Origin of the sequence: Pseudomonas bubulae (assembly GCF_037023725.1) — a bacterium.
Classification (GTDB): domain Bacteria; phylum Pseudomonadota; class Gammaproteobacteria; order Pseudomonadales; family Pseudomonadaceae; genus Aquipseudomonas; species Aquipseudomonas bubulae.
The window spans coordinates 4,945,193-4,970,267 of the sequence record NZ_CP146077.1; the positions used below are offsets into that span (position 1 = coordinate 4,945,193).

General features: G+C 59.2%; 20 protein-coding genes and 1 pseudogene. 15 read left to right on the plus strand and 6 right to left on the minus strand.

Annotated features, from left to right (window positions below; genetic code table 11):
- Positions 1 to 8: 8 nt before the first annotated feature.
- Complete coding sequence (mrcB, locus tag V6L81_RS22820) at positions 9 to 2,333, minus strand: penicillin-binding protein 1B (protein ID WP_338660348.1); 2,325 nt, start codon at positions 2,331 to 2,333, stop codon at positions 9 to 11.
- Between the two features lie 116 nt (positions 2,334 to 2,449).
- Between mrcB and V6L81_RS22825 the strand changes: the two genes are divergently transcribed.
- Entirely contained in the window at positions 2,450 to 4,006 is a 1,557-nt protein-coding gene (locus V6L81_RS22825) for a bifunctional aminoglycoside phosphotransferase/ATP-binding protein (protein ID WP_095018776.1), read from the plus strand.
- Positions 4,007 to 4,318: 312 nt separating this feature from the next.
- Positions 4,319 to 4,591: a TfoX/Sxy family protein gene (locus V6L81_RS22830; RefSeq protein ID WP_095002576.1), complete on the plus strand. Its 273-nt coding sequence runs from the start codon at positions 4,319 to 4,321 to the stop codon at positions 4,589 to 4,591.
- Between the two features lie 221 nt (positions 4,592 to 4,812).
- Here the strand turns inward: V6L81_RS22830 and V6L81_RS22835 are convergent.
- The 3 genes and pseudogenes from V6L81_RS22835 to V6L81_RS22845 all read right to left on the minus strand — a co-directional run.
- Positions 4,813 to 5,532 (minus strand): annotated as a pseudogene (locus tag V6L81_RS22835) (heme ABC transporter ATP-binding protein); the annotation flags it as partial.
- A 47-nt stretch (positions 5,533 to 5,579) separates the two neighbouring features.
- On the minus strand, positions 5,580 to 6,563 hold the full coding sequence (locus tag V6L81_RS22840) for an iron ABC transporter permease (RefSeq protein WP_169917069.1): 984 nt from the start codon (positions 6,561 to 6,563) through the stop codon (positions 5,580 to 5,582).
- Positions 6,564 to 6,613: 50 nt separating this feature from the next.
- On the minus strand, positions 6,614 to 7,489 hold the full coding sequence (locus V6L81_RS22845; RefSeq protein ID WP_095002573.1) for a hemin ABC transporter substrate-binding protein: 876 nt from the start codon (positions 7,487 to 7,489) through the stop codon (positions 6,614 to 6,616).
- A gap of 166 nt (positions 7,490 to 7,655) precedes the next feature.
- On the opposite strand from V6L81_RS22845, the gene V6L81_RS22850 reads away from it, so the two are divergent.
- Entirely contained in the window at positions 7,656 to 7,994 is a 339-nt protein-coding gene (locus V6L81_RS22850) for a Rieske (2Fe-2S) protein (RefSeq protein ID WP_138738791.1), read from the plus strand.
- On the opposite strand, the gene sfsA is transcribed toward V6L81_RS22850, so the two are convergent.
- Positions 7,977 to 8,684 carry a DNA/RNA nuclease SfsA gene (gene sfsA / locus V6L81_RS22855; protein WP_133144029.1) on the minus strand — a complete coding sequence of 236 codons (708 nt, stop codon included), beginning with the start codon at positions 8,682 to 8,684 and terminating at the stop codon, positions 7,977 to 7,979. The two genes, V6L81_RS22850 and sfsA, sit on opposite strands and share 18 nt — an antisense overlap.
- Positions 8,684 to 9,856, minus strand: a complete 1,173-nt coding sequence (locus tag V6L81_RS22860) for a pyridoxal phosphate-dependent aminotransferase (protein ID WP_095002570.1) — start codon at positions 9,854 to 9,856, stop codon at positions 8,684 to 8,686. Before V6L81_RS22860 ends, sfsA begins: the two co-directional genes overlap by 1 nt.
- Positions 9,857 to 10,178: 322 nt before the next feature.
- On the opposite strand from V6L81_RS22860, the gene dksA reads away from it, so the two are divergent.
- From dksA to V6L81_RS22920, 12 genes are all read left to right on the plus strand, one after another.
- Positions 10,179 to 10,619: an RNA polymerase-binding protein DksA gene (dksA, locus tag V6L81_RS22865; protein ID WP_016783419.1), complete on the plus strand. Its 441-nt coding sequence runs from the start codon at positions 10,179 to 10,181 to the stop codon at positions 10,617 to 10,619.
- Between the two features lie 169 nt (positions 10,620 to 10,788).
- On the plus strand, positions 10,789 to 11,676 hold the full coding sequence (gene gluQRS / locus V6L81_RS22870) for a tRNA glutamyl-Q(34) synthetase GluQRS (protein WP_095018774.1): 888 nt from the start codon (positions 10,789 to 10,791) through the stop codon (positions 11,674 to 11,676).
- A gap of 78 nt (positions 11,677 to 11,754) precedes the next feature.
- Positions 11,755 to 11,931 carry a hypothetical protein gene (locus V6L81_RS22875; RefSeq protein WP_003176118.1) on the plus strand — a complete coding sequence of 59 codons (177 nt, stop codon included), beginning with the start codon at positions 11,755 to 11,757 and terminating at the stop codon, positions 11,929 to 11,931.
- Entirely contained in the window at positions 11,915 to 14,869 is a 2,955-nt protein-coding gene (locus V6L81_RS22880) for an ATP-binding protein (RefSeq protein ID WP_338660349.1), read from the plus strand. Before V6L81_RS22875 ends, V6L81_RS22880 begins: the two co-directional genes overlap by 17 nt.
- 22 nt (positions 14,870 to 14,891) lie before the next feature.
- Entirely contained in the window at positions 14,892 to 16,325 is a 1,434-nt protein-coding gene (locus V6L81_RS22885; RefSeq protein WP_095002567.1) for a sigma-54 dependent transcriptional regulator, read from the plus strand.
- A gap of 735 nt (positions 16,326 to 17,060) precedes the next feature.
- Entirely contained in the window at positions 17,061 to 18,455 is a 1,395-nt protein-coding gene (locus V6L81_RS22890; protein WP_095002566.1) for a polynucleotide adenylyltransferase PcnB, read from the plus strand.
- A 3-nt stretch (positions 18,456 to 18,458) separates the two neighbouring features.
- Positions 18,459 to 18,941, plus strand: coding sequence for a 2-amino-4-hydroxy-6-hydroxymethyldihydropteridine diphosphokinase (folK, locus tag V6L81_RS22895; RefSeq protein ID WP_095002565.1), 483 nt, complete (start codon positions 18,459 to 18,461; stop codon positions 18,939 to 18,941).
- 222 nt (positions 18,942 to 19,163) lie between these two features.
- A complete protein-coding gene (gene panB / locus V6L81_RS22900; protein WP_095018772.1) occupies positions 19,164 to 19,964 on the plus strand; it encodes a 3-methyl-2-oxobutanoate hydroxymethyltransferase in 801 nt (266 codons plus the stop codon).
- Positions 19,961 to 20,821, plus strand: coding sequence for a pantoate--beta-alanine ligase (gene panC, locus V6L81_RS22905; protein ID WP_095002563.1), 861 nt, complete (start codon positions 19,961 to 19,963; stop codon positions 20,819 to 20,821). The genes panB and panC overlap by 4 nt, the downstream gene beginning before the upstream one ends.
- Before the next feature lie 265 nt (positions 20,822 to 21,086).
- On the plus strand, positions 21,087 to 22,751 hold the full coding sequence (gene pgi, locus V6L81_RS22910; RefSeq protein WP_095024432.1) for a glucose-6-phosphate isomerase: 1,665 nt from the start codon (positions 21,087 to 21,089) through the stop codon (positions 22,749 to 22,751).
- A 52-nt stretch (positions 22,752 to 22,803) separates the two neighbouring features.
- Positions 22,804 to 23,673, plus strand: coding sequence for an oxygenase MpaB family protein (locus tag V6L81_RS22915; RefSeq protein ID WP_095002561.1), 870 nt, complete (start codon positions 22,804 to 22,806; stop codon positions 23,671 to 23,673).
- Positions 23,674 to 23,830: 157 nt separating this feature from the next.
- A complete protein-coding gene (locus tag V6L81_RS22920; RefSeq protein ID WP_095002560.1) occupies positions 23,831 to 25,012 on the plus strand; it encodes an acetyl-CoA C-acetyltransferase in 1,182 nt (393 codons plus the stop codon).
- Positions 25,013 to 25,075: the final 63 nt, after the last annotated feature.

Genomic DNA, 25,075 nt, shown 5'->3' on the forward strand with positions numbered 1-25,075 from the left:
CTCTTTGCTTAATTCAACCAGCCCTTGACCCAATCCATCACGGCTTCACCGGTGGCGGGCTCTTGCCCACCACAACTGGCACCAGATGGCGGTTCACTGCCGCGAATATACGGCATCTGTACCGCGCCGGGGCAGCCGGCATCCGATCCTTGACCGGTATGCGGATCAATCCAGGCCTGCACAATGTTATCGGGCTGAGGCATGTCGAGCGGCAGCGGGTCAGCCTTCTTCATAAAGCTGGTCCACACCTGCAAGGCACCGGTTGCCCCCGTGAACGGGGTTTTGCCGTTGTCATCGCGCCCCAGCCAGACCACTGCCAGCAAGTCCTGGCTAAAGCCGGCAAACCAGCTGTCACGGGAATCGTTACTGGTGCCGGTCTTGCCCGCCAACGCGAGACTCTTGGGCAGCACGTTATAAACCGAGCGCCCCGTACCTTCGCGCATCACATGCTGCATGGCGTTCTGGATCAGAAAGATCGAGCCCGGATCAAAGCGTTGCTGGATCTGGAACGGGTAACGTTTGAGCGGCTCGCCTTCGGCTGTCAGCACGCTGCGAATGCCGCGCATCGGCGTATTGAAGCCGCCGTTGGCCAAGGTCTGGTACATGGTCGCCACTTCCATCGGGCTCAAGGCACCAGCCCCCAGCAACATGGACGGGAATGCCGGAAACTCGCGCTCCACACCCAGTCGCGCCAGGGTCTTGAGTACATTAGGCACGCCGACTTCCTGCCCCAGCCTTACCGTACCGAGGTTGTAGGAGTTCATCATGGACTGATAGAGGAAAATCGTACCGTGAGAGCGGCGGTCATAGTTCTGAGGCTTCCAGATCTGACCATCAGCGCCTTTGATCGACAATGGCTCATCCGACAGCCAACTGGTCAGCGTGTACTTGCTCGGCCGCTCAAGTGCTGTGAGATAGACCGCAGGCTTGATCAGCGAGCCAATCGGTCGCACCGCATCCAGTGCACGGTTGAAACCTGCGTAGCCTGGCGCACGACTGCCGATCAGTGCCTGGACTTCGCCGGTTTCAGGGTTGGTCACCACCATGGCGGCTTCCACTTCATCCGCGCCCTTGCGCCCGGCCAGACGCTTGAAGGTCTCGCCCACCGCAGCTTCGGACTTCATCTGCAGGATCGGGTCGAAGCTGGTGAAGATTCGCAGCCCTTCTTCGGTCAAGTCTTCGTCGCGGTAGTCTTCACGCAGCTGACGCTTGACCAGATCCAGGAACCCCGGGAACGAGCTGTCTGCCAGACTGCCGCGCTTGGTCACGCCCAAAGGCATTTTTTTCGCTGCAGCCACTTGCTCGGGCGTTGCAACACCTTGCTGCTCGAGCAGGTCGAGCACCAGATTACGTCGTACAAGCGCACGCTCGGGGTAACGCCGCGGGTTATAGGCCGAGGGCCCTTTAACCATACCGACCAGCAGTGCTACCTGGTGCAACTTGAGCTCGGCCAGCGGCTGGCTGAAGAAGAACTGGCTGGCCAGACCGAAACCGTGCACCGCGCGTTGACCGTCCTGGCCGACAAACACCTCGTTGAGGTACGCCTCAAGGATTTCCCGCTTGTCATAGTGCAACTCAAGCAGCAGCGCCATCATTGCTTCGGTCAGCTTGCGGCTCAGGCTGCGTTCGTTGGTCAGGTAGAAGTTCTTGACCAGTTGCTGGGTCAAGGTACTGCCGCCCTGGCGCATTTGCCCGGCCGAGGTATTGACCCACATGGCGCGTGCAATCGACTTGGGCGACACCCCGAAATGGTGATAGAAGTCCCTGTCCTCGACGGTGACCAGGGTTTCCAGCAGAAACGGCGGTACCTGATCGATATTGATCAGGATCCGGTCTTCAAGGTTTTTCGGGTACATGCCGCCAATCAGCAGCGGCTCAAGGCGCACCACCGGCAGTTTGGAACCATTGGTCGAGGAAAGCTCGGCAACATAGTCGCCAGAAAATCTTACCCGCACCGGCTGCGCCTGCTCGGCACCTTCATAAAACTGAAAGCCACGGGTATTGAGGTCAACCGTGTTGCCATTGACGGATGCCGCGCCCGGGCCGTTGGCCACGCTTTCACGGCGATAACCCAGCGCATCGAGCTCGGTGAGGAAGTCGTTCTTGCTCAGCTTCTGGCCGACGAACAGCTCCAGCGGGCGCGCATACACCTTGGCCGGGATGGTCCAGCGCTTTCCGGAGAATTTCTCCTGAACGATGGCATCCAGATAGACGGCAAAACCTGCCAGCACCACCAGGCCGACCAGACTGAGCTTGATTGCCCAGCCCAGCCAGGGCCTGAGGCCGCCAGAGGGACGTTTGGAACGGGAACGAGGAGATCGGGTACGAGTCATGGCGCGAGATTATACGCACTTTATTCATGTTCATCATGCGCAGCCCGGCGGTTTGCACTCCCGCTGCCAGCCGCCATAATGGCGCATCGAATATTCCCGACCTTGAAGGATCAACCGTGAGCCAGAACCTGATTGCCGCCCTGCAAAACCCGGACCTCTATCCCCATGAAGTCGAAGGATTTCAGGTTATCGAGACGCATATCTCCTGGGTCATCCTTACCGGGCCGTATGCCTATAAATTGAAGAAACCGGTCAACTTCGGCTTTCTTGACTTCACCGAACTCAGTGGCCGTGAACACTTCTGCAATGAAGAGTTGCGTCTCAACCAGCGCCTGACCGAAGGCCTGTACCTGGACGTGCTGCCGATCACCGGCAGCGCCGACGTACCAGCATTCGGTGGTGAAGGCCCGGCCATTGAATACGCGTTGAAAATGCGCCAGTTTCCGCAAAGCCAGCTGCTGAGCACACTGCAAGCCAATGGCGAACTGAATGCCGGCCATGTCGACGAAATGGCCCAGCAGATCGCCCGCTTCCACATGCAGGCGCCCCATGTGCCTGCTGCGCACTACCAGGGCACGCCTGAGGCGGTAATGGACCCGGTTCGTCAGAACTTCGAACAAATTCGCCCGTTCCTTTCGGACAAAGCCGACCTGTTGCAACTGGAAGCACTCCAGGCCTGGGCAGAGGCCAGCTTCACCCGCCTCAAGCCGCTGTTCGAGCAGCGCAAGGCCCAAGGCTTCATTCGCGAATGCCACGGTGACATTCACCTGGGCAATGCCACGATGATTGACGGCAAGGTGGTGATTTTCGACTGCATCGAGTTCAACGAACCGTTCCGCTTCACCGACGTCTACGCCGATACCGCTTTCCTGGCGATGGACCTCGAAGACCGCGGTCTGAAATGCCTGGCCCGCCGTTTCGTCAGCCAGTACCTGGAACTGACTGGTGATTATCAGGGCCTGGAGCTGCTGAACTTCTACAAGGCCTACCGCGCACTGGTTCGCGCCAAAGTCAGCCTGTTCAGCATGCCTGCCGAAGCCAGCCCGGTGCAGCGCGCAGCCACTCTGCGTCAATACCGCAACTACGCGAACCTGGCAGAGAGCTACAGCACGATTCCTTCACGTTTTCTGACCATTACGCACGGTGTTTCGGCTGTAGGTAAAAGCTCGGTAGCCATGCGACTGGTTGAAGCTTTGGGGGCGATTCGCCTGCGCTCAGACGTCATCCGCAAGCAACTGTTCGGTCAGCAGACGGCAGAAAACGCAGTCGGCGATGGCATCTACAACGCCGACGCCAGCGCAGCTACCTACAATAAACTGCATGAACTGGCCGGCATCGTCCTGCGTGCGGGCTTCCCGGTGGTGATCGATGCCACCTACCTCAAGCGTGAGCAGCGCGATGCGGCCGCCAAAGTGGCCGAAGCGACAGGTGTTCCTTGCCTGATCCTTGACTGCACCGCCCCGGACGCCGTGATCGAAGGCTGGCTGGCCCATCGCAAGTCCGTGGGTACCGACCCGTCTGACGCCACCCTGGAAGTAGTCAAAGCTCAGCAAGCCAGCCGCGAAGCGCTGGGCGCTGATGAAATCCTGCGCAGCAAGCGAGTTGAAACCCACAACAGCAAAAGCCTCGACACTCTGATTGCCGACATTCGCCAGCGCTTGCCGGGCCTGTAAGGTCCATGTTCGCCGTGGAACCGCAACGGTTTCACGGCGTTTACCTGCGTAACATCGCCCGTTAACACAAATACGACATCAGTTCCGGCGCTGGCGTTTCACAGTCGCCAAGGTCGATTGAATGGCCATGGGCGCTCTACCCTCTTGGGTCCAGGGAACTGATTTGCGCCTTACTACAGCACATTCGCTCAATTCCAACTCCGCCTTGTTCCAAAACCGACTAACGGACTACGAATTTCCTACTGAGCGCTACACTCAATAGAGTCAACATACCCCGTAAACGCTGAGCTCACGCCGTCGCAAGGAGAGCTGATGAACGATGAACTCCAGCATTTGAAAAATCTTGGCAAGACTTCTTCACAATGGCTGCACGCTGTTGGCATTCACAGTGCCGCGGACTTGAAGCGCCTGGGCGCAGTGGATGCCTACCGGGCGGTGAAGGCACGAGGGTTCAGAGCCTCCAAAGTACTTTTATATGCTATCGAAGGTGCCCTGCTGGATGTTCACTGGAACGATATTCCTGCAGAACGCAAAGAGGCCCTCAATCAGCAAGTCGAGCATCTGGCCACACTGAAAAAGGCCTGATACGGCAGGCTGGCAACGAACACGATGAACGGTAAAAAACAGTTGTTGACTTGGTAATGAGAATTGTTATGATTACGCCATCTGGTCGCGAGACCAGTCGATCTTCTGAAAGGCCCTTGGTTCGGACTCTCAGAAAATCTCCTCATCAGGCTAATCACGGTTATTTGACCCGGCTCTTGCCGGGTCTTTTTTTACCTGTGGAAAAGTGCTTGGGCGGCTGCTCAGCGAGCAATTACCATCGGGCAACCCAGCTCCGGGTGCGGCTGCACTAAAACATCGAGCCCAAACACGGCCTTGAGTTCATCCGGCTGCAATACCGCTTGCGGGCAATCCAGAGCCCGTGGGCGCCCCTGTTCCAGCAAGAGCAAGCGGTCACAGTAACGCGCCGCCAGGTTAAGGTCATGCAGGATGATCAACACCGCGGCGCCGCGATCAGCAAATGCCCGAATGGCCTTGAGCGTGGTGTGCTGATGCAAGGGGTCGAGCATTGAAGTGGGTTCATCAAGCAACAGGGTCTGCCCGTTTTGCCCCGGCCATAATTGCGCCAGTACCCGTGCCAGATGCACACGCTGACGCTCGCCCCCCGATAAGGCCAGGTAGCTGCGCCCCGCAAGATGCTCAACATCGGCGGCCTGCAATGCCTCATGGATTATTTCGGCGTCGCGAGTGCGACCCGTCTGATGAGGCAGTCGGCCCATGCCCACCACTTCTTCAACGCGAAAGGCAAAATCCAGGGTCGAGGTTTGCGGCAGGACAGCGAGGCGTTGTGCCCGCTGCGCGCCCTTCCAGTGGCTCAAGGCCAGCTCATCCAGCCAGACCTGCCCGCCACTCGGCGCCAGCTCCCCGCACAAGGCCGCCAGCAGGGTACTTTTACCCGCGCCATTGGGGCCGAGCACACCCAGTACTTCCCCCGGGCGTACATCAAGGGTGACATCCGCCAGCACGATTTTCTGATCGCGACGGATCTGCAGGTTTTCCGTACGCAGCATCAGTGGCGTCCTCGCATCAGCAAATACAGGAAGAAAGGTGCACCGAGAAACGCAGTAACAATCCCGATTGGCAGTTCGGCTGGCGCCAGCGCCAGGCGAGCGATCAAGTCGGCAAACAGCAACAAGGTGGCCCCCGCCAGTACCGAAGCAGGCAACAGCACCCGGTGATCAGGCCCCGCCAGCAGTCGTACCAGATGCGGCACCACCAGCCCGATAAAGCCAATCATGCCTGCCGCTGCCACAGCGGCCCCCACCCCCAGGGCCGTGCAGAACACCAGTTCGCGCTTCAGGCCTTCAACGTCGATGCCCAGGTGATTGGCTTCGGATTCCCCCAACAGCAGTGCATTGAGCGCGTTCGCCCGCCGGGGGAGCCACAGTGCGACCCCCACCGTCACAATCAACAGTGGCCACAGCCGTGCATAGCTGGCGCCATTGAGACTGCCCAGGTTCCAGAATGTCAGGGTGCGCAAGGTCGCGTCATCGGCGAGATAGGTAAACAAACCCACAGCAGAACCAGCCAAGGCTGTCAGGGCAATGCCCGCAAGCAACATCACCGCCACATTGGTCTGACCGTTGCGCCGGCCCAACCGATACACCAGCGCCGTCACCCCCAAACCACCGATAAACGCACACAGCGACAGCAGGTACGGGCCCATCACTTCCGGCAACCCGCCAAAAGCAGCCCCGCCGACAATCGCGATCGCCGCCCCGAGGGCGGCACCGCTGGATACGCCGACCAACCCCGGATCGGCCAGCGGGTTGCGAAACAACCCCTGCATGGCTACACCTGAGAGCGCCAGCACGCCACCCACCGCCAGCCCCAACAAGGTTCGCGGCAAGCGGATCTGCCCCAGGATCAATTCGGCCTGCTCCAGGCCTTCACCCGCAATCGGCACCCCGATCAGGCGCAGTGCCGCGCGCAAGGTGTCAAACAACGGCAGGCTCACCGGCCCCAGCGCCAGCGACAGCCAGATCGACAACAGGCACAACGCGCTCAAACCTGTAAACAGGGCCCGGGGTTTAACCAACGTCCTCATTGGCTGACCGGAACCGCGGGATAGAACTCAGCCGTCAGTTGCTTCAGGCGTTCCGGCAGACGCGGCCCCAGGCCACCCACCAGCAGCGTCGGGTCCAGCTCATAGACACGGCCATTTTTAGCGGCGCGTATAGATGCCAGTACCGGGTTTTCTTTCATAAGCGCTTTGCGCGCCGCCTCACCGGTCAGGCTGCGATCGGCAAATACCAGCACTTCAGGGTTGAGCCCCGCCAGCGCTTCCACAGAAAACGGCTTGTAACCGCTGTGGGTCGCCAGGTTATGTCCCCCCGCTTGCGTCAGCAGCCAGTCCGCCGCCGTATCTTTGCCAGCAATCATCGGTTTACCACCGGCATGGCCCAACAGTAGCAATACCCCGGGTGCCTGATGACTGGCTTGTGCGGCCTTGACCTGCTGTTGATGCTCTTCCAGTTGCTGCTGGTAGTCCTTGAACACTTGCGCTGCCTGCGCCTCATCCCCCAGCAGGCGCCCCAAATGCTGCAAGGTGCCCTCAAGGCTGGCTAGGTCTGCCTGGGCCGAAAACATCTCCACCGGCACACCGGCACCGCGAATCTGCAACAACACCGCGGCCGGGCCCATTTCTTCAGTGCCGATCAGCACATCCGGCTTCAGGCTCAGGACACCTTCTGCCGAGAGTTGGCGCTGATAGCCGATACTGGGCAGCGACTTGAGTGATTCAGGATGCTGGCTGGTGGTATCGACCCCAACCAATTTAGACTCCGCACCCAATACGCTGACCCACTCCGAAAGCGCTCCTCCGGCGCTGACCCAACGTTGTGGCAACTCGCCAGCCAGGCTGACATGACTGATCATAAGGCCTGCACAGAACGTAATCAGGCGGGTACTCAGGCGCATACAGAGGCTTTCCTTGAATAAAGAGGGCTCACAATTTTCACGCTGTGAAAACAGCACATGCAGAGCAAGCCGCCATTTGATAATTGTTTGCATTTGCACGTCAACCTGTTAACCCGCTCAGAAACCCGTCATCGACTCAACCGTTTAGCTGTTATTAAGGATTGTCATGAAGTTTTTATGCTCATCGCATGCACTGAGCGAAGGTACCAGCCGTGGCTTTGAGCTGGATGAAGTGCGGCTGCTGATCACTCGCCGGGAGGGCCGGGTGTATGCCTACAAAAACCGCTGCCCCCATCGCGGGGTGGCACTGGAATGGCAACCCGACCAGTTTCTCGACCCCAGCGCCAGCCTGATCCAGTGTTCAACCCACGCAGCATTGTTCCTGATCGAAAGCGGGGAATGCGTGGCCGGGCCCTGCGCGGGACAATTTCTGACAGCCCTTGACTGCCGTGAAGACGGCCAAGGGATCTGGATTACACCGCAAGCCTCAGAGGATGACGCCTAGACGGCGATCAACCACTACAGCATCCGATGTCAGGCTGACCCCATATGCCAGCACCTGCACCCCGGCCGCCACAGCCTCGCGCAGGGCAGCGGCATAACCCGGGTCGATTTCTTCAGCCGGACGCACCGCATCGATCCCCGTCAGGTTGACGCAATACAACTGCACTGCACGCACGCCTTCCTTCGCCAGGGTCGCCAGCTCGCGCAGATGCTTGGCGCCACGCTGGGTCACGGCATCCGGAAATGCCGCGACACGGGAACCGTCAAACCCCAGGGTGACACTCTTGACCTCAACATAGGCAAAGCCCTGCGGGTACTCAAGGCGAAAGTCGATGCGACTTTTTTCCTGCCCGTAAGGGACCTCGCGCTTGAGCGCGGTAAAACCCTCCAGCTCGGTAATCACCCCGGCCAGCAGCGCCTCTTCGATCAAGTGGTTGGCGCGCCCGGTGTTCACGCACGCCAGCCGTCCTTGCGGGGTTTGGCTGATTTCCCAGGTACCCGGCAACTTGCGCTTGGGGTCGTTGGAACGACTGAACCACACCTGACCACCCTCGACCATGCAATTGAGCATGGAACCGGTGTTCGGGCAGTGGATGGTCATCAACTCGCCAGCGCTGGTTTCGATATCCGCCAAAAAGCGCTTATAGCGCTTGATCAGGCGCCCTTCTTCCAGTTCAGGTGAAAAACGCATCAGCCCTTCCAGCTCTTGAGGCCACGGGCAATCCGCTCAACAGCTTCCTGCAGGCGTGGCAAATTTTGGGTATAGGCAAAGCGTACGTGATGCCCGGATTTGTAACGGCCGAAATCCAGGCCTGGGGTAAAGGCGATGTGCTGGGTTTCCAGAAAATGCTGACAAAACGCGAAGGCATCACCGCCAAACGCGCTGATGTCGGCATACAGGTAAAACGCACCTTCAGGCTCAACCGCAATGCCAAAGCCCAGCTCGCGCAAGGCCGGCAACAGGAAATCGCGACGACGGCCAAACTCGGCCCGACGCTCTTCCAGAATCGCCAGGGTCTGCGGTTCGAAGCAGGCCAATGCTGCGTACTGGGCCATGCTTGGCGCGCTGATATAGAGATTCTGTGCGAGTTTCTCCAGGTCGGCCACTGCCTCAGGCGGCGCCACCAGCCAGCCCAGGCGCCAGCCGGTCATGCCGAAATACTTGGAAAAACTATTAAGCACAAACGCGCTGTCATCAACTTCCAGCACACTCGCCGCATCACAGCCATAGGTCAGGCCGTGATAGATCTCATCCACCACCAGATGCCCATTGCGGGCCTTGACCGCTGCAGACAGGGCTGCCAGTTCGTCACGACTCAACAGTGTGCCGGTCGGATTGGCCGGGGACGCCACCAACGCGCCTACGCTGTCCTGGTTCCAGTGGCGTTCGACCAGTTCGGCTGTGAGTTGATAGCGCACATCGGGGCCTACAGGCACCAGTTGGGCCGCCCCCTCTACCAAACGCAGGAAATGTCGGTTACATGGGTAGCCTGGGTCTGCTAGCAACCAGTGTTTACCCGGATCAACCAGCAGGCTGGAAGCCAGTAACAGGGCACCAGAACCACCGGGCGTTATAAGAATTCGCCCGGGGTCGATATTCAAGCCATAGCGCTGCCGGTAAAACCCGCTGATCGCTTCACGCAGTTCCGGCAGGCCACGGGCGGCGGTATAACGGGTTTTGCCGGCGGCCAGGGCAGCCTGGCCGGCAGCAATGATCGGCTCGGCCGTGGTGAAGTCCGGCTCGCCGATTTCCAGGTGAATCACATCGTGCCCGGCAGCCTGCAACTCATTGGCCCGCGCCAACAACGCCATCACGTGGAACGGTTCGATTGCGCGGCTGCGCGCACTGTATGACTGAGCCATGAGCCTGCCTTCCTGGGTAAGCAAAAAGCCGATTCTACCCAAGCAGTGCTATAAGAGAGAGCTAATTACGGTCTTAGCCCACTTGCCGATAGAACCAAACAACCCGGCCTTTAGTCATAGCTCGACTAAAATTATTAATTAGCCACTAATCTCAAGCACCACAGGCTCTGCACACATACCCTGAGAACGGGCTGGACATGCGGGAGTAGCGCAGCCCGATTTGATCTGGTAAGTTCGCCCGCTTGCAGCCGCAGGGCCGGCAGGTGTCGGTGATGTTGCAATCCTGCGCAATGGATTAGAAGAATGAGAGGCGGTCCATTTCATGCCCACACAAGCAAAGCAACAGAATACTCAACTTAGCGGCTTCGAACCCTACGTTGAAAAGAAGGGTGAAGAGTACATGGGCGAGCCCATGCGTAAACACTTCACCAAGATTCTGCAAAAGTGGAAACAGGACTTGATGCAGGAAGTCGACCGCACCGTTGATCATATGAAAGACGAAGCGGCAAACTTTCCTGACCCATCCGACCGCGCGAGCCAGGAAGAAGAATTCAGCCTGGAACTGCGCGCCCGCGATCGCGAGCGCAAGCTGATCAAGAAAATCGACAAGACGCTGCAACTGATTGAAGACGAAGAATATGGCTGGTGCGAATCCTGCGGCGTCGAAATCGGTATCCGTCGACTCGAGGCCCGCCCTACTGCCGACATGTGCGTAGACTGCAAGACCTTGGCTGAAATCAAGGAAAAACAAGTCGGCAAGTAATCGCCAACTTGACCAGATGGGGCGTGCGAACGCCCCATTTTTGTTTGTGAAATTTCAGTGCCCTGCGTGGGAGCGGGCTTGCTCGCGATAGCATCACCGCGCCAAAGGTTCAAAACCGGGTTGCCCCATCGCGAGCAAACCCGCTCCCACAAGAAATCGGCCCACGTCCATGACTGCACCCTCCTATATCGGGCGCTTCGCCCCAACGCCCAGTGGCCATCTGCATTTTGGCTCGTTGGTCGCCGCCCTTGCGTCATACCTCGATGCCCGCTCCGTAGGTGGCCGCTGGTTGCTGCGCATGGAAGATCTCGATCCGCCGCGGGAAATGCCCGGCGCCCAGGCCGCGATTCTCGATGCCCTTGAGCGCTACGGTTTTGAATGGGACGGCGAACTGGTCCGTCAAAGCGAGCGCCACGAAGCCTATGCGCACGTGCTAAACCGACTGTTCAGCATGGGCCTGGCCTACGCCTGCACCTGTTCACGCAAACAGCTGGAAGGTTACAACGGCATTTACCCCGGCTTTTGCCGCAATGCCGGGCACTCAATGGATAACGCAGCCATCCGCATTCGCGTCCCTGAGCTGGAATATGCCTTCACCGACCGGGTTCAGGGCGAGTTCCGCCAGCACCTGGGGCGCGATGTCGGTGATTTCGTGATTCGTCGCCGCGACGGTCTCTATGCCTACCAATTAGCGGTGGTGCTCGATGATGCCGCCCAGGGTGTGACCGATATCGTGCGTGGCGCCGACCTGCTCGACTCCACCCCGCGCCAACTTTACCTGCAAGAGTTGCTGGGTTTGTCACAACCGCGCTATCTGCATGTGCCACTGATCGTGCAGCCTGATGGCCACAAACTCGGCAAATCCTACCGCTCACCGCCCCTGACCCCGGAGCAGGCCACCCCGCTGCTGCTGCGGGCCTTGCGTGCTCTGGGTCAGACAACAGAGCAACACTTGAACGACGCAACCCCGCGTGAGGTGCTGGATTGGGGCATTGCCCACTGGAACGCCGCCAATATCCCACGCACACTGACCCTCGCCGAGGCGCAATTACGCTGACAGCCCTTGCAGGTTGCCAGCCATCCGTTACCATCGCCGCACGTTTTTGGGCATGCGGCCTGTAAAAGTGAGGGCGGGATGTATATCTATCGATTGGTCCTGTTGCTGGTTGTCGGGATCTACCTGTTTTCTCCCGCCATCATGGATTGGTGGATCGATGCGACAGGCGCCTGGTACCGGCCCTATCTGCTCTGGCTGATTCTGATCGTTGTGACCTTTATTCTGCAGAGCCAAAAAGATGCCGATGAGCTTTAGCCTGACCCAGATGATCCTGATCAGCGCCGCCTACCTGCTGGTGCTGTTTGGCGTGGCCTGGATCAGTGAACGCGGCATGATCCCGCGCGCAATCATTCGTCACCCGCTGACCTACACCCTGTCTTTGGGCGTTTACGCCAGTGCCTGGGCGTTCTACGGCACAGTGGGGCTGGCTTACGAATATGGCTACGGCTTTTTGTCCAGCTACCTTGGGGTTTCCGGGGCTTTTCTGCTGGCGCCTGTGTTGCTTTACCCCATTCTAAAAATCACCCGCACCTACCAGCTCTCATCGCTGGCCGACCTGTTCGCCTTTCGCTTCCGCAGCACCTGGGCCGGAGCCCTGACCACGATTTTCATGCTGATAGGCGTGTTACCGCTATTGGCCCTGCAAATCCAGGCCGTGGCCGACTCCATCAGCATCCTCACCCGCGAGCCGGTGCAACACCGCGTAGCCCTGAGCTTCTGCGCACTGATCACCCTGTTTACGATCTTCTTCGGCTCTCGGCATATCGCCACCCGTGAGAAACACGAAGGCCTGGTATTCGCCATTGCCTTTGAGTCGGTGATCAAGCTGATCGCCATTGGCGGTCTGGGCCTTTACGCGCTTTATGGCGTGTTCGATGGCCCGCAACAGCTGGAAGTCTGGCTGCTGCAGAACCAGACCGCCCTCGCCGCACTGCACACACCGCTTCAAGAAGGGCCATGGCGCACCCTGCTGCTGGTATTTTTCGCCTCGGCCATTGTGATGCCGCACATGTATCACATGACCTTCACCGAGAACCTCAACCCGCGCGGGCTGGTCAGCGCCAGCTGGGGCCTGCCGCTGTTCCTGTTGCTGATGAGCCTGGCCGTGCCGCTGATCCTGTGGGCCGGCCTCAAGCTGGGCGCCACCACCAATCCGGAATACTTCACACTCGGTATCGGTATTGCCGCCAACAGCAAACCCCTGGCGCTGCTGGCTTATGTGGGCGGGCTTTCGGCCTCCAGCGGGCTGATTATCGTCACCACCCTGGCGCTTTCGGGCATGGCCCTCAACCACCTGGTGCTGCCGCTTTATCAACCGCCCGCCGAAGGTAATATCTACCGCTGGCTGAAGTGGACCCGCCGCGCCCTGATCGTTGCCATTATCATGGCCGGCTACGGCTTCTACCTGCTGCTGGGCGCCGAGCAGGATCTGGCCAACCTCGGCATCGTGGCCTTTGTCGCCACGTTGCAGTTTTTGCCGGGCGTGCTCTCGGTACTGTACTGGCCGACGGCCAACCGACGTGGCTTTATTGCCGGTCTGCTGGCCGGGATACTGGTGTGGATGGCGAGCATGCTGTTCCCGCTGATCGGCAACTTCCAGGGCTTCTATATCCCGTGGTTGAACATGATCTATGTGCTGGACGATACCAGCTGGCACATGGCAGCCATCGCCTCGCTGGCGGCCAACGTGCTGATGTTCACCCTGATTTCCCTGTTCACCAACGCCAGCCCTGAAGAAGCCAGTGCCGCCGAAGCCTGTGCTGTGGATAACGTACGCCGCCCGCAACGTCGCGAGCTGCACGCGGCCTCCCCGCAGGAGTTCGCTACTCAGCTGGCCAAACCTCTGGGCGCCAAAGCGGCGCAAAAAGAAGTCGAACAGGCGCTGCGTGACCTTTTCCTGCCTTTCGATGAACGTCGCCCCTATGCCTTGCGACGCCTGCGCGACAGGATCGAAGCCAACCTTTCCGGCCTGATGGGCCCCAGCGTCGCACAAGATATGGTCGAAACCTTTTTGCCCTACAAGTCCGGCGGCGAAAACTACGTTACCGAGGACATTCACTTTATCGAAAGCCGGCTTGAGGACTACCACTCACGCCTTACCGGGCTGGCAGCCGAGCTCGACGCCTTGCGCCGTTATCACCGCCAGACCCTGCAAGAGTTGCCGATGGGCGTGTGTTCACTGGCCAAGGATCAAGAGATCCTGATGTGGAACAAGGCCATGGAAGAGTTGACCGGCATCCCGGCCCAGCGCGTGGTGGGTTCGCGCCTGGGTACCCTGGGCGATCCATGGCGCGAGTTGCTGCAAGGTTTTATCGACCTACCGGACGAACACTTGCACAAGCAGCACCTGGCCCTTGATGGCCAGACCCGCTGGCTCAACCTGCACAAAGCCGCCATTGACGAGCCGCTGGCACCGGGTAACAGCGGCCTGGTGCTGCTGGTCGAGGACCTGACGGAAACCCAGATGCTCGAAGACAAGCTGGTGCACTCCGAGCGCCTGGCCAGCATCGGGCGGCTGGCGGCAGGGGTGGCTCACGAAATCGGCAACCCGGTCACCGGCATTGCCTGCCTGGCGCAGAATCTGCGCGAGGAACGCGAAGACGATGGCGAATTGACCGAAATCAGCAGCCAGATACTTGAACAGACCAAACGCATCTCACGCATCGTCCAGTCTCTGATGAGCTTCGCCCATGCCGGCAGCCATCAACACAATGACGAGCCCGTCTGTCTGGCCGAAGTAGCCCAGGATGCCATTGGCCTGCTGGCCCTGAACCGACGCAATTTCGAAGTGCAATTCTACAACCTGTGCGACCCGGACCACTGGGTCGACGGCGACCCGCAGCGGCTCGCCCAGGTATTGATCAACCTGCTCTCCAACGCCCGCGACGCGACGCCTGCCGGCAGTGCCGTACGGGTCAAGAGCGAGGCCAGCGAGCACACCGTCGACCTTATCGTGGAAGATGAAGGCACTGGCATTCCGCAGAACATCATGGACCGGTTGTTCGAACCGTTTTTCACCACCAAGGACCCTGGCGAAGGTACAGGTCTGGGCCTTGCACTGGTCTATTCCATCGTTGAAGAGCATTATGGACAAATCACCATCGACAGCCCGGCTGACATTCACAGCCAACGCGGAACCCGTATCCGGGTGACACTACCGCGTCATGTCGAAGCGACGTCCGCTGTGAACTGAGACCGTCGAGAGAACCGAATCAATGCCGCATATTTTGATCGTCGAAGATGAAACCATCATCCGCTCCGCCCTACGCCGCTTACTGGAGCGCAATCAATACCAGGTCAGCGAGGCTGGCTCGGTGCAAGAGGCGCAGGAGCAGTTCAGCATCCCGTCGTTTGACTTGATTGTCAGCGACCTGCGCCTGCCCGGCGCTCCGGGGACCGAGCTGATCAAGCTTGGCCAGGGCAAGCCGGTGCTGATCATGACCAGCTATGCCAGCCTGCGCTCGGCCGTGGACTCGATGAAAATGGGCGCGGTGGACTACATCGCCAAACCTTTTGATCACGACGAAATGCTGCAAGCGGTGGCGCGCATTCTGCGTGACCGGCAAAACACCCAGAGCGCGCCGGCCGAACGCCCTGCCAAAGCAGGCACCGCTGACAAAAACACGGTGGATAACAGCAACGGTGAAATCGGCATCATCGGTTCGTGCCCGCCAATGCTGGACATGTACAGCAAGATTCGCAAAGTAGCGCCCACTGACTCCAATGTGCTGATCCAGGGTGAATCCGGCACAGGTAAAGAGCTGGTAGCCCGCGCCCTGCACAACCTGTCGCGCCGCGCCAAAGCACCGATGATCTCGGTCAACTGCGCGGCCATCCCGGAATCCCTGATCGAGTCCGAACTGTTCGGCCACGAAAAAGGCGCGTTTACCGGCGCCAGCGCTGGCCGTGCCGGTCTGGTTGAAGCGGCCGATGGCGGCACGCTGTTCCTCGATGAAATCGGCGAATTGCCGCTTGAGGCCCAAGCCCGACTGCTGCGCGTGCTGCAGGAAGGCGAGATTCGCCGGGTTGGCTCGGTACAGTCGCAAAAGGTCGATGTTCGCCTGATTGCCGCGACCCACCGCGACCTGAAAAGCCTGGCCAAGGTAGGCCAGTTCCGCGAAGACCTGTACTACCGCCTGCACGTTATCGCGCTCAAGCTGCCTGCGCTGCGTGAACGTGGCGCTGACGTCAACGAAATCGCCAACGCCTTCCTCGCCCGCCAAAGTGCTCGCGTGGGTCGCACCGACCTCAAATTCGCCCCCGATGCCGAACGGGCGATCAGCCATTACTCATGGCCGGGTAACGTGCGCGAGCTGGAAAACGCTGTTGAGCGCGCGGTGATCCTCTGTGAAAGCCCGGAAATCTCGGCTGAACTGCTGGGTATCGATATTGAACTGAGCGACCTGCAAGACGATGACTTCATCGGCCTGGCCCCGCAGCAGAGCATCAGTAACGGTAACACCAGCCTTGATCCCACCGAGGACCTGTCACTGGAAGACTACTTCCAGCACTTCGTCCTTGAGCATCAGGACCATATGACCGAGACCGAACTGGCTCGAAAACTGGGGGTCAGCCGCAAATGCTTGTGGGAGCGACGTCAGCGTCTGGGAATCCCGCGACGCAAAACCGGCGTGCCAAGCGAGGGCTAGGTAACAGCGCCAGAGGTAACCAACTGTTACCTCTGTTAAATCACGTAACAAAAGCCGGGTCTTACGGTAACGATGACCCGGCTTTTTTTTGCCCGGAAAAAGGCCAAAACCCTGAAAACCCCTTATTTTGCTGGGCCGCACAAAAGTTGGCACGCACCCTGCTATATGTATTCGTACAAGAACAATAAGAATCACAGCAGCACACAATAAAAATAAGACGTATCGGCTCACGCATAACAAGAACAACACGGCGGAGGCGCAGCTAACTGATTGTTTTGGAGAGGTGTTGTAAATGGGGCTTGCCCCGCGACCAGGCAGAGAACAACAAAAACTGCACTTAAAGCAGAGCCTGAACTGGTTGGATCATTGATCACATCAACGCAGCGACCAAAGCAATCCGTTTGCTCTTATCTCCCGATTGGGAGGGTTGCACAGGCAAGACCTTTGTAACCAGGGCGATTAACAAAAACAAAAAGCCCGCAATCAATAATAAAAATAGAGCACGCAACTAATTCTGGGGGAGCTTCGGCTCCCCTTGTGGTTTCTGCGATTTAACAAATCCCCTCGCAACCGTCTAAACCGCGCCTCTTACAGCTATTTATGCTTACGGCTTGCAGCTTCGCTCGCAAGAGCGGCTAAGCGTCCTACACCATCCCCTGACTAAATGCTAGAATCCCCGCCCATCATGCGGTCATTCTTCGTTTTGGCCGAACATTCCTTCAAACAGTGCATCCCATGCTGAAGAAGCTGTTCCAGTCATTCCGTTCTCCCAAGCGTCGTACGCAACAACTGCGCAGCACCCCTGAAGTGCTCAACAGCAGCCAACACTCGCTGCAACGTGCCCAGTTCAGCCGCTACGCGGTCAATATCGTCGAACGCCTGCAGAACGCCGGTTACCAGGCCTATCTGGTTGGCGGTTGCGTACGCGACATGCTGCTCAATATCACGCCAAAAGACTTTGACGTCGCCACCAGCGCCACGCCCGAGCAAGTGCGCGCCGAATTTCGCAATGCGCGAATCATCGGTCGTCGTTTCAAGTTGGTGCATATCCACTTTGGCCGCGAAATCATTGAAGTCGCGACCTTCCGTGCCAATCACCCGCAAAACGACGAAGAGGAAGACAGCAACCAGTCCTCGCGTAACGAAAGCGGGCGCATCTTGCGCGACAACGTCTACGGCACCCTTGAAGAAGACGCCCAGCGTCGTGACTTCACGATCAACGCCCTGTACTACGACCCGGTCAGCGAGCGCATCCTCGATTACGCCAATGGCGTACACGATATCCGCAACCGCTTGCTGCGCCTGATCGGCGACCCGCAACAGCGCTACCAGGAAGACCCTGTTCGCATGCTGCGCGCAGTGCGCTTTGCCGCCAAGCTCAACTTTGGTATCGAAAAGCACACCGCCGAACCAATCCGCGAACTGGCGCCGATGCTGCGGGAAATCCCTTCCGCGCGCCTGTTCGAAGAAGTGCTCAAGCTGTTCCTCTCCGGTAACGCTTCCGACACCTTCGAGATGCTGGTTGACCTCGAGTTGTTCGACCCTCTGTTCCCGGCCAGCGCCGAAGCACTGGAGCACAACCCGACCTACACCCACACCCTGATCAGCGAAGCCTTGCGCAACACTGATCTGCGCATCAAACAGGGCAAACCGGTGACCCCGGCCTTCCTGTTTGCCGCCCTGTTGTGGCCCGCGTTGCCTGCACGCGTATTGCGCCTGCAAGATCAAGGCATGCCGCCCATTCCTGCCATGCAGGAAGCCGCCCATGAACTGATCGCCGAGCAATGCCAGCGTATTGCTATTCCCAAGCGCTTCACCATGCCGATTCGCGAGATCTGGGATATGCAGGAGCGCCTGCCGCGTCGCAGCGGCAAACGCGCCGACATGTTGCTCGACAACCCGCGTTTCCGTGCCGGGTATGACTTCTTGCTCTTGCGTGAAAGCGCCGGCGAGCAGACCAATGGCCTGGGCGAATGGTGGACCGACTATCAGGACGCCAATGACAGCGGCCGCCGCGAGATGATCCGCGATCTGAGCAACGCCAAGGATGACGGTACCGGTCCTGCACCGCGCAAACGTCGCCGTACCAGCGGTGCCAAGCGTAAACGCAGCGCCGCAGCGGACGAGTAAGCGATGGAACGCGTCTACATTGGAATGGGCAGCAATCTGGCTGACCCGGCGGATCAATTGCGCAGTGCTGTCCAGGCCCTGGCGCAATTGCCGGACTCCCGACTCATCGGGGTTTCAGCATTTTATCAAAGCGACTCGCTGTTGCCTGGCCAGCCGCGCTACACCAATGCCGTAGCGGCCATCGACAGCTCGCTGGCGCCGCTGGACCTGCTCGATGCCCTGCAGGCCATCGAACTGGACCAGGGACGCGAGCGTCAAGAGCGTTGGGGCCCGCGCACTCTGGACCTGGACATCTTGCTATTCGGCGATCGCCTGATCGACGAGCCCCGCCTTAAAGTTCCGCACTACCACATGCACGCCCGGCCTTTTGTGCTGTATCCGCTGGCCGAACTGGCGCCAGCATCGCTGAAACTCTCCGATGGCCGCACGCTCGCGCAATTGCTCGATGACTGCCCATTTATCGGGCTTGAGCGAATCCCCTCTTAAGCTGAATCGAATCAATACCCGGGTAACACCATTGCGGTAACACCCGGAATTGACTTCCAGTGCCCTCGTCACGACTATATGCATCCCGCAGCCATCCACAGGATGGTGCAATGTGAAAAGCAGGCTTTATAAGCGCCCTCTATAAAGGTGTGCCTGTTCATAACGATGAATCACACGCGTTACTCGCAGTGGTTACCACACTGCCTGACGAGGATCCTTTTCATGCCAGCTATTACCCTGACCACCCTGCAAGGCCTTAAGCAAAAAGGTGAAAAAATCACCATGCTGACGTGCTATGACGCCACCTTCGCCCACGCCTGCAATCAGGCCGGTGTTGAAGTGCTATTGGTAGGCGACTCCCTGGGCATGGTTCTACAAGGGCATGACAGTACATTGCCTGTGACGACCGCTGACATGGCCTACCACGTGGCCTGCGTCAAACGCGGTAACCAGGACGCTCTGATCCTGGCGGACATGGCCTTTATGGCCAACGCCACCCTGGAACAAAGCCTCAACAACAGCGCGGTGCTGATGAAGGCCGGCGCGCATATGGTCAAGGTCGAAGGCGCCGTGTGGCTGGCCGAGTCGATCCGGGCCATGACTGAACGCGGCATCCCCGTGTGCGCGCATATGGGCCTGACCCCGCAGACCGTGAACGTGCTGGGGGGTTACAAGGTACAAGGCCGCAACGAAAACCAGGCGCGCCAGATGCGTGCCGATGCCATTGCCCTGGAACAGGCAGGAGCGGCCATGCTGCTGCTCGAATGTGTACCCAGCGAACTGGCAAAAGAGATCACCCACGCGGTCAAGATCCCGGTCATCGGCATCGGCGCCGGCAGTGACACCGACGGCCAGGTCCTGGTGCTGCACGACATGCTGGGCCTTTCACTGACCGGCCGCGTGCCCAAGTTCGTGAAAAACTTCATGAGCGGCCAGCCCGATATCCAGTCCGCCCTGCGCGCCTACGTCACTGAAGTCAAAGCCGTCAGCTTTCCTGCTACCGAACACGGATTCTCTGCATGAACACAGTTAAAACCGTTCGCGAACTGCGCGCCGTCATCGCCCGCGCACGCCGTGAAGGCAAACAGATAGCACTGGTCCCGACCATGGGCAATCTGCACAGTGGCCATGGCGCACTGGTAACCACCGCCGCACAACAAGCCGATTTCGTGGTGGCGAGCATTTTCGTCAACCCGCTGCAGTTTGGCGCCAACGAAGATCTGGATACCTATCCGCGCACCCTGGCAGCCGACCAGGAAAGGCTTCTGCAGGCAGGCTGTGACTTGCTGTTTGCCCCGACCGTTGAAGAAATGTACCCCAACGGCATGGACGGCCTGACCCGTGTTACTGCTGCCAAATTAAGCAATGAACTGTGCGGCAGCCGTCGCCCGGGGCATTTCGATGGTGTGACCACCGTGGTCAGCAAGCTGTTCAACATGGTTCAGCCCGACCTGGCGATTTTTGGGCAAAAAGACTACCAACAGCTGGCAGTCATTCGCGCAATGGTCAACGATCTGAACTTCCCGATCCAGATCATCAGCGAACCCACCGTGCGCGCCGAAGACGGCCTGGCCCTGTCCTCGCGCAATGGTTACCTGAGCGAAGAGCAGCGAGCCCTGGCGCCAGCGCTGTACCGTCACCTGAGTGAAATGGCGCGCGCCATCGAAGCCGGTGAGCGCGACTACCCGGCCCTGGTGCGCCAGCATCTGGCGCAAATCGAAGCCATTGGTTTTCGTCCGGACTACCTGGAAGTGCGCCACGCACAGACCTTGCTACCGGCACAGGCGACTGATCGCGACCTGGTAATTCTGGTTGCGGCCTTCCTGGGTGCCACCCGTTTGATCGACAACGTACATCTTAATCTCGACAGCGCGCTCTGACAGAGTGGCCTGTGCGGAACCGCGGAATGACCCGCACTCCATAAAGAAACACTGAAACGTTTCACCTGCTGTGACGTAACTGTGACAAAAGTTACTTCTCGGTGTCAGACAAAGCCAAGACAGAAGCAGGCGCGAAGGTTACTGTAATCGCCCTGCTTCCAGTTAACGTGCAGAATCAGACCGACCGAACGCCTGAACAAGAAAAACCAGGCGCAGGTGTTTTCAGTGTCCAAAGGCAGTTCAAGCAAAAAGGATATCCGCAGCGATGGCGTACTACCGCACCCCTCACGACGTTACCGCTCTGCCCGCTTGGCAAGCGTTGAAACTTCACCGTGCCAGCATGCAAAACTTCAGCATGCGTGACGCGTTTAACAGCAACCCGAAACGTTTTGAAGAATTCACCCTGAGCAGCTGCGGGCTGTTTCTGGACTACTCGAAAAACCTGATCACCAACGAGACCCGCGATCTGCTGGTCAACCTCGCCAATGAGGTCGACCTCAAAGGCGCAATCAAGTCGTTGTTCAGCGGTGAAATCGTCAACGCCTCTGAAGGTCGCCCGGCCCTGCACACCGCGCTGCGTCGCCCGGTTGCCGACAAACTGTCGGTCAACGGCGTGAACATCATGCCCGAGGTGCATAAAGTCCTGAACCAGATGACCGAGCTGGTCGGCCGGATTCACGACGGTCTGTGGCGCGGTTACACCGAGAAGCCAATCACCGACATCGTCAATATCGGCATCGGCGGCTCGTTCCTCGGCCCTGAGCTGGTTTCTGAAGCGTTGCTGTCCTACGCGCAAAAAGGTGTGCGCTGCCATTACCTGGCGAACATCGACGGCAGTGAGTTCCATGAACTGACCGCAAAACTGCGCGCTGAAACCACCCTATTTATCGTTTCGTCCAAATCATTCAATACCCTCGAAACCCTGAAAAACGCCCAGGCGGCACGAGCCTGGTACCTCGCCCAGGGCGGTTCGGAAGCTGAGCTGCATCGCCACTTTATCGCCGTATCGAGCAACAACGCGGCAGCCGTGGCATTCGGTATTCGAGAAGAAAACATCTTCCCGATGTGGGACTGGGTCGGCGGGCGTTACTCGCTGTGGTCGGCCATCGGTCTGCCAATTGCCCTGGCCATCGGCATGTCCAACTTCAAAGAGCTGCTGTCCGGTGCCTACAGCATGGACCAGCACTTCCAGACTGCTCCGTTCGAGCAGAACATGCCGGTACTGATGGCCGCACTGGGTGTGTGGTATGGCAACTTCTGGGGCGCGCAAAGCCACGCGATCCTGCCGTACGACCACTACCTGCGTAACATCACCAAACACTTGCAACAGCTGGACATGGAATCCAACGGCAAGAGCGTGCGCCAGGACGGCACTCCGGTGTCAACCGATACTGGCCCGGTGATCTGGGGTGGAGTGGGCTGCAACGGTCAGCATGCGTACCACCAATTGCTGCACCAAGGCACCCAACTGATCCCGGCCGACTTTATCGTGCCGATTGTCAGCTTCAACCCGGTGTCCGACCACCATCAATGGCTGTATGCCAACTGCCTGTCGCAAAGCCAGGCGCTGATGCTGGGTAAAACCCGCGCAGAAGCCGAAGCTGAACTGCGCGACAAGGGCATGAGCGAAGAAGAAGTTAAAAAACTGGCGCCGCACAAGGTGATCCCGGGCAACCGCCCGAGCAATACCCTGGTGGTGGAACGCATCAGCCCGCGCCGTCTGGGTGCACTGGTGGCGCTGTACGAACACAAAGTGTTTGTGCAAAGCGTGATCTGGGGCATCAACGCCTTCGACCAATGGGGTGTTGAACTGGGCAAGGAGCTGGGCAAAGGCGTATACAACCGTCTGACCGGTATCCAGGAAGAGCCTGCCGACGATGCGTCGACCCAGGGCCTGATCAACTACTTCCGCGGCCGTCACCGCGGGTGATTGATAGCCAGCCAGTTTTCATCGACTGGCTGGCACCATCGAGAAAGGCATAATGGAATTTATCCGCCGCCCCATCGAGCGCCAGATCATGAGCCTGACCGGGCTTTCCCTCGGCAAGCTCGACCTCGAAAACCCCAAGGGCGACCCCGGCCTGTTCGGCCCGGACTCCATCAGTTGGCAGGTCCACGGTGACTTCACCAGCATGCTGATTGGCGGCATCAGCGCCTTGATGCTGCAAGCCTTGCACCCACTGGCCCTGGCCGGGGTGTGGGACCACTCCAGTTTCCGCGAAGACATGCTGGGTCGGCTACGCCGCACCGGGCAGTTCATTTCAGGTACCACCTTCGGCGCCACTGGCGATGCCAACTGGCTGATCGACAAAGTGCGCACCATCCACCTGCAAGTCAGCGGCACCGGTCTCGATGGCCGCCCCTATGCGGCCAGCGACCCCGAGCTGCTGACCTGGGTGCATGTGGCCGAAGTCAGCAACTTTCTCGCCGCCCACCTGCGCTATCGCAACCCGCATTTATCCGCTGAAGATCAGGACCGCTACTACGACGAAATCGCCATGATCGCTGAACGCCTGGGCGCCACCCACGTACCGCGCTCACGTCAGCAAGTAGCCGATTACCTCGACAGCGTTCGCCCGCAATTGCTTTGCGATGAGCGCAGCCGTGAAGTCATTCGCCTGCTGCTCAACGCCCCTGCCCCCAGCCTGCTGGCCAAACCATTTGGTGCATTGATGATGCAGGCCGGGATCGATTTACTGCCCGACTGGGCCAGCGACCAGTTGGGGCTGCAACAACACTCGATGATTCGCAAAGGGGTACGGGCCGGGGTCAACAGCACCGCGCCAATCCTGCGCTGGGCCGTACGCAACGGTTCGGTACAACGGGCGCGACGGCGCATGGGGCTTGGCTGAAAACCGCTACGTTGGCATCGCGGGCAGGCCCGCACCCACTGGATCTGTGGTGCTCTTGTGGGAGCGGGCCTGCCCGCGATGAACTCAACACCGATTTATGCCACCATGCCCGCCTGAATCCGGACACAACACTCCAAGAATAAAGAGGACTCAAGCAATGCAAGACGTCGTAATCGTTGCGGCTACCCGCACCGCCGTTGGCAGCTTTCAAGGTTCGCTGGCCCATGTACCTGCCGTGGAACTGGGTGCCGCCGTCATTCGCCAATTACTCGCACAAACTGGCCTGGATGGCGCCCAGGTCGACGAAGTGATCATGGGTCAGGTACTGACCGCCGGTGCCGGGCAAAACCCTGCCCGCCAGGCGGCAATCAAGGCCGGCCTGCCGTTTGCGGTACCGGCACTGACCCTGAACAAGGTTTGCGGGTCGGGCCTCAAGGCCCTGCACCTGGGGGCCCAGGCCATTCGATGCGGCGATGCCGAGGTGATCATCGCCGGCGGCCAGGAAAACATGAGCCTGTCCAACTACATCATGCCCGGTGCCCGCACCGGTCTGCGCATGGGCCACAGTCAGATCGTCGACACCATGATCAGCGATGGCCTGTGGGATGCGTTCAACGACTACCACATGGGCATTACCGCCGAAAACCTTGTGGCTAAATACGACATCAGCCGTGAAGCGCAAGACGCCTTCGCCGCCGCCTCACAGCAAAAAGCCACTGCGGCGATTGAAGCCGGGCGCTTTGTCGATGAAATCACCCCCGTCCTGATCCCGCAGCGCAAAGGCGATCCGATCGCATTCACTACCGACGAGCAACCGCGCGCTGGCACCACCGCCGAATCGTTGGCAAAACTGCGTCCCGCATTCAAAAAAGACGGCTCTGTCACCGCAGGTAACGCCTCCTCACTCAATGACGGCGCAGCCGCGGTCATGCTCATGAGCGCCGCCAAGGCCAAGGCCCTGGGCTTGCCGGTGCTGGCCAAAATCGCGGCCTACGCCAATGCCGGCGTGGATCCGGCCATCATGGGCATCGGCCCGGTCAGTGCCACCCAGCGTTGCCTGAGCAAAGCCGGCTGGACTTTGCAGCAACTGGACCTGATCGAAGCCAACGAAGCCTTCGCCGCACAAGCGCTGGCCGTGGGCCAGGAACTGCAATGGGACGCGAGCAAGGTCAACGTCAATGGCGGTGCAATTGCCATTGGCCACCCTATTGGTGCGTCAGGTTGCCGGATCCTGGTGACCCTGCTTCACGAAATGCTCAAGCGCGACGCCAAAAAAGGCCTGGCCACCTTGTGCATCGGCGGTGGTCAGGGCGTAGCGCTGGCGATCGAGCGGGAGTAATGCAAAACGTGTAGATACTCTGTTGCCGGTCAAGCCATCCTGTGGGAGCGAGCCTGCTCGCGA

What these genes read in the sequence shown, in the direction of transcription:
- mrcB (WP_338660348.1), bottom strand. Translation starts at nt 2,333, where the DNA reads ATGACTCGTACCCGATCTCCTCGTTCCCGTTCCAAACGTCCCTCTGGC.
- V6L81_RS22830 (WP_095002576.1), top strand. Translation starts at nt 4,319, where the DNA reads ATGAACGATGAACTCCAGCATTTGAAAAATCTTGGCAAGACTTCTTCA.
- V6L81_RS22845 (WP_095002573.1), bottom strand. Translation starts at nt 7,489, where the DNA reads ATGCGCCTGAGTACCCGCCTGATTACGTTCTGTGCAGGCCTTATGATC.
- V6L81_RS22850 (WP_138738791.1), top strand. Translation starts at nt 7,656, where the DNA reads ATGAAGTTTTTATGCTCATCGCATGCACTGAGCGAAGGTACCAGCCGT.
- sfsA (WP_133144029.1), bottom strand. Translation starts at nt 8,684, where the DNA reads ATGCGTTTTTCACCTGAACTGGAAGAAGGGCGCCTGATCAAGCGCTAT.
- V6L81_RS22860 (WP_095002570.1), bottom strand. Translation starts at nt 9,856, where the DNA reads ATGGCTCAGTCATACAGTGCGCGCAGCCGCGCAATCGAACCGTTCCAC.
- dksA (WP_016783419.1), top strand. Translation starts at nt 10,179, where the DNA reads ATGCCCACACAAGCAAAGCAACAGAATACTCAACTTAGCGGCTTCGAA.
- gluQRS (WP_095018774.1), top strand. Translation starts at nt 10,789, where the DNA reads ATGACTGCACCCTCCTATATCGGGCGCTTCGCCCCAACGCCCAGTGGC.
- V6L81_RS22875 (WP_003176118.1), top strand. Translation starts at nt 11,755, where the DNA reads ATGTATATCTATCGATTGGTCCTGTTGCTGGTTGTCGGGATCTACCTG.
- V6L81_RS22880 (WP_338660349.1), top strand. Translation starts at nt 11,915, where the DNA reads ATGCCGATGAGCTTTAGCCTGACCCAGATGATCCTGATCAGCGCCGCC.
- V6L81_RS22885 (WP_095002567.1), top strand. Translation starts at nt 14,892, where the DNA reads ATGCCGCATATTTTGATCGTCGAAGATGAAACCATCATCCGCTCCGCC.
- V6L81_RS22890 (WP_095002566.1), top strand. Translation starts at nt 17,061, where the DNA reads ATGCTGAAGAAGCTGTTCCAGTCATTCCGTTCTCCCAAGCGTCGTACG.
- folK (WP_095002565.1), top strand. Translation starts at nt 18,459, where the DNA reads ATGGAACGCGTCTACATTGGAATGGGCAGCAATCTGGCTGACCCGGCG.
- panB (WP_095018772.1), top strand. Translation starts at nt 19,164, where the DNA reads ATGCCAGCTATTACCCTGACCACCCTGCAAGGCCTTAAGCAAAAAGGT.
- panC (WP_095002563.1), top strand. Translation starts at nt 19,961, where the DNA reads ATGAACACAGTTAAAACCGTTCGCGAACTGCGCGCCGTCATCGCCCGC.
- pgi (WP_095024432.1), top strand. Translation starts at nt 21,087, where the DNA reads ATGGCGTACTACCGCACCCCTCACGACGTTACCGCTCTGCCCGCTTGG.
- V6L81_RS22915 (WP_095002561.1), top strand. Translation starts at nt 22,804, where the DNA reads ATGGAATTTATCCGCCGCCCCATCGAGCGCCAGATCATGAGCCTGACC.
- V6L81_RS22920 (WP_095002560.1), top strand. Translation starts at nt 23,831, where the DNA reads ATGCAAGACGTCGTAATCGTTGCGGCTACCCGCACCGCCGTTGGCAGC.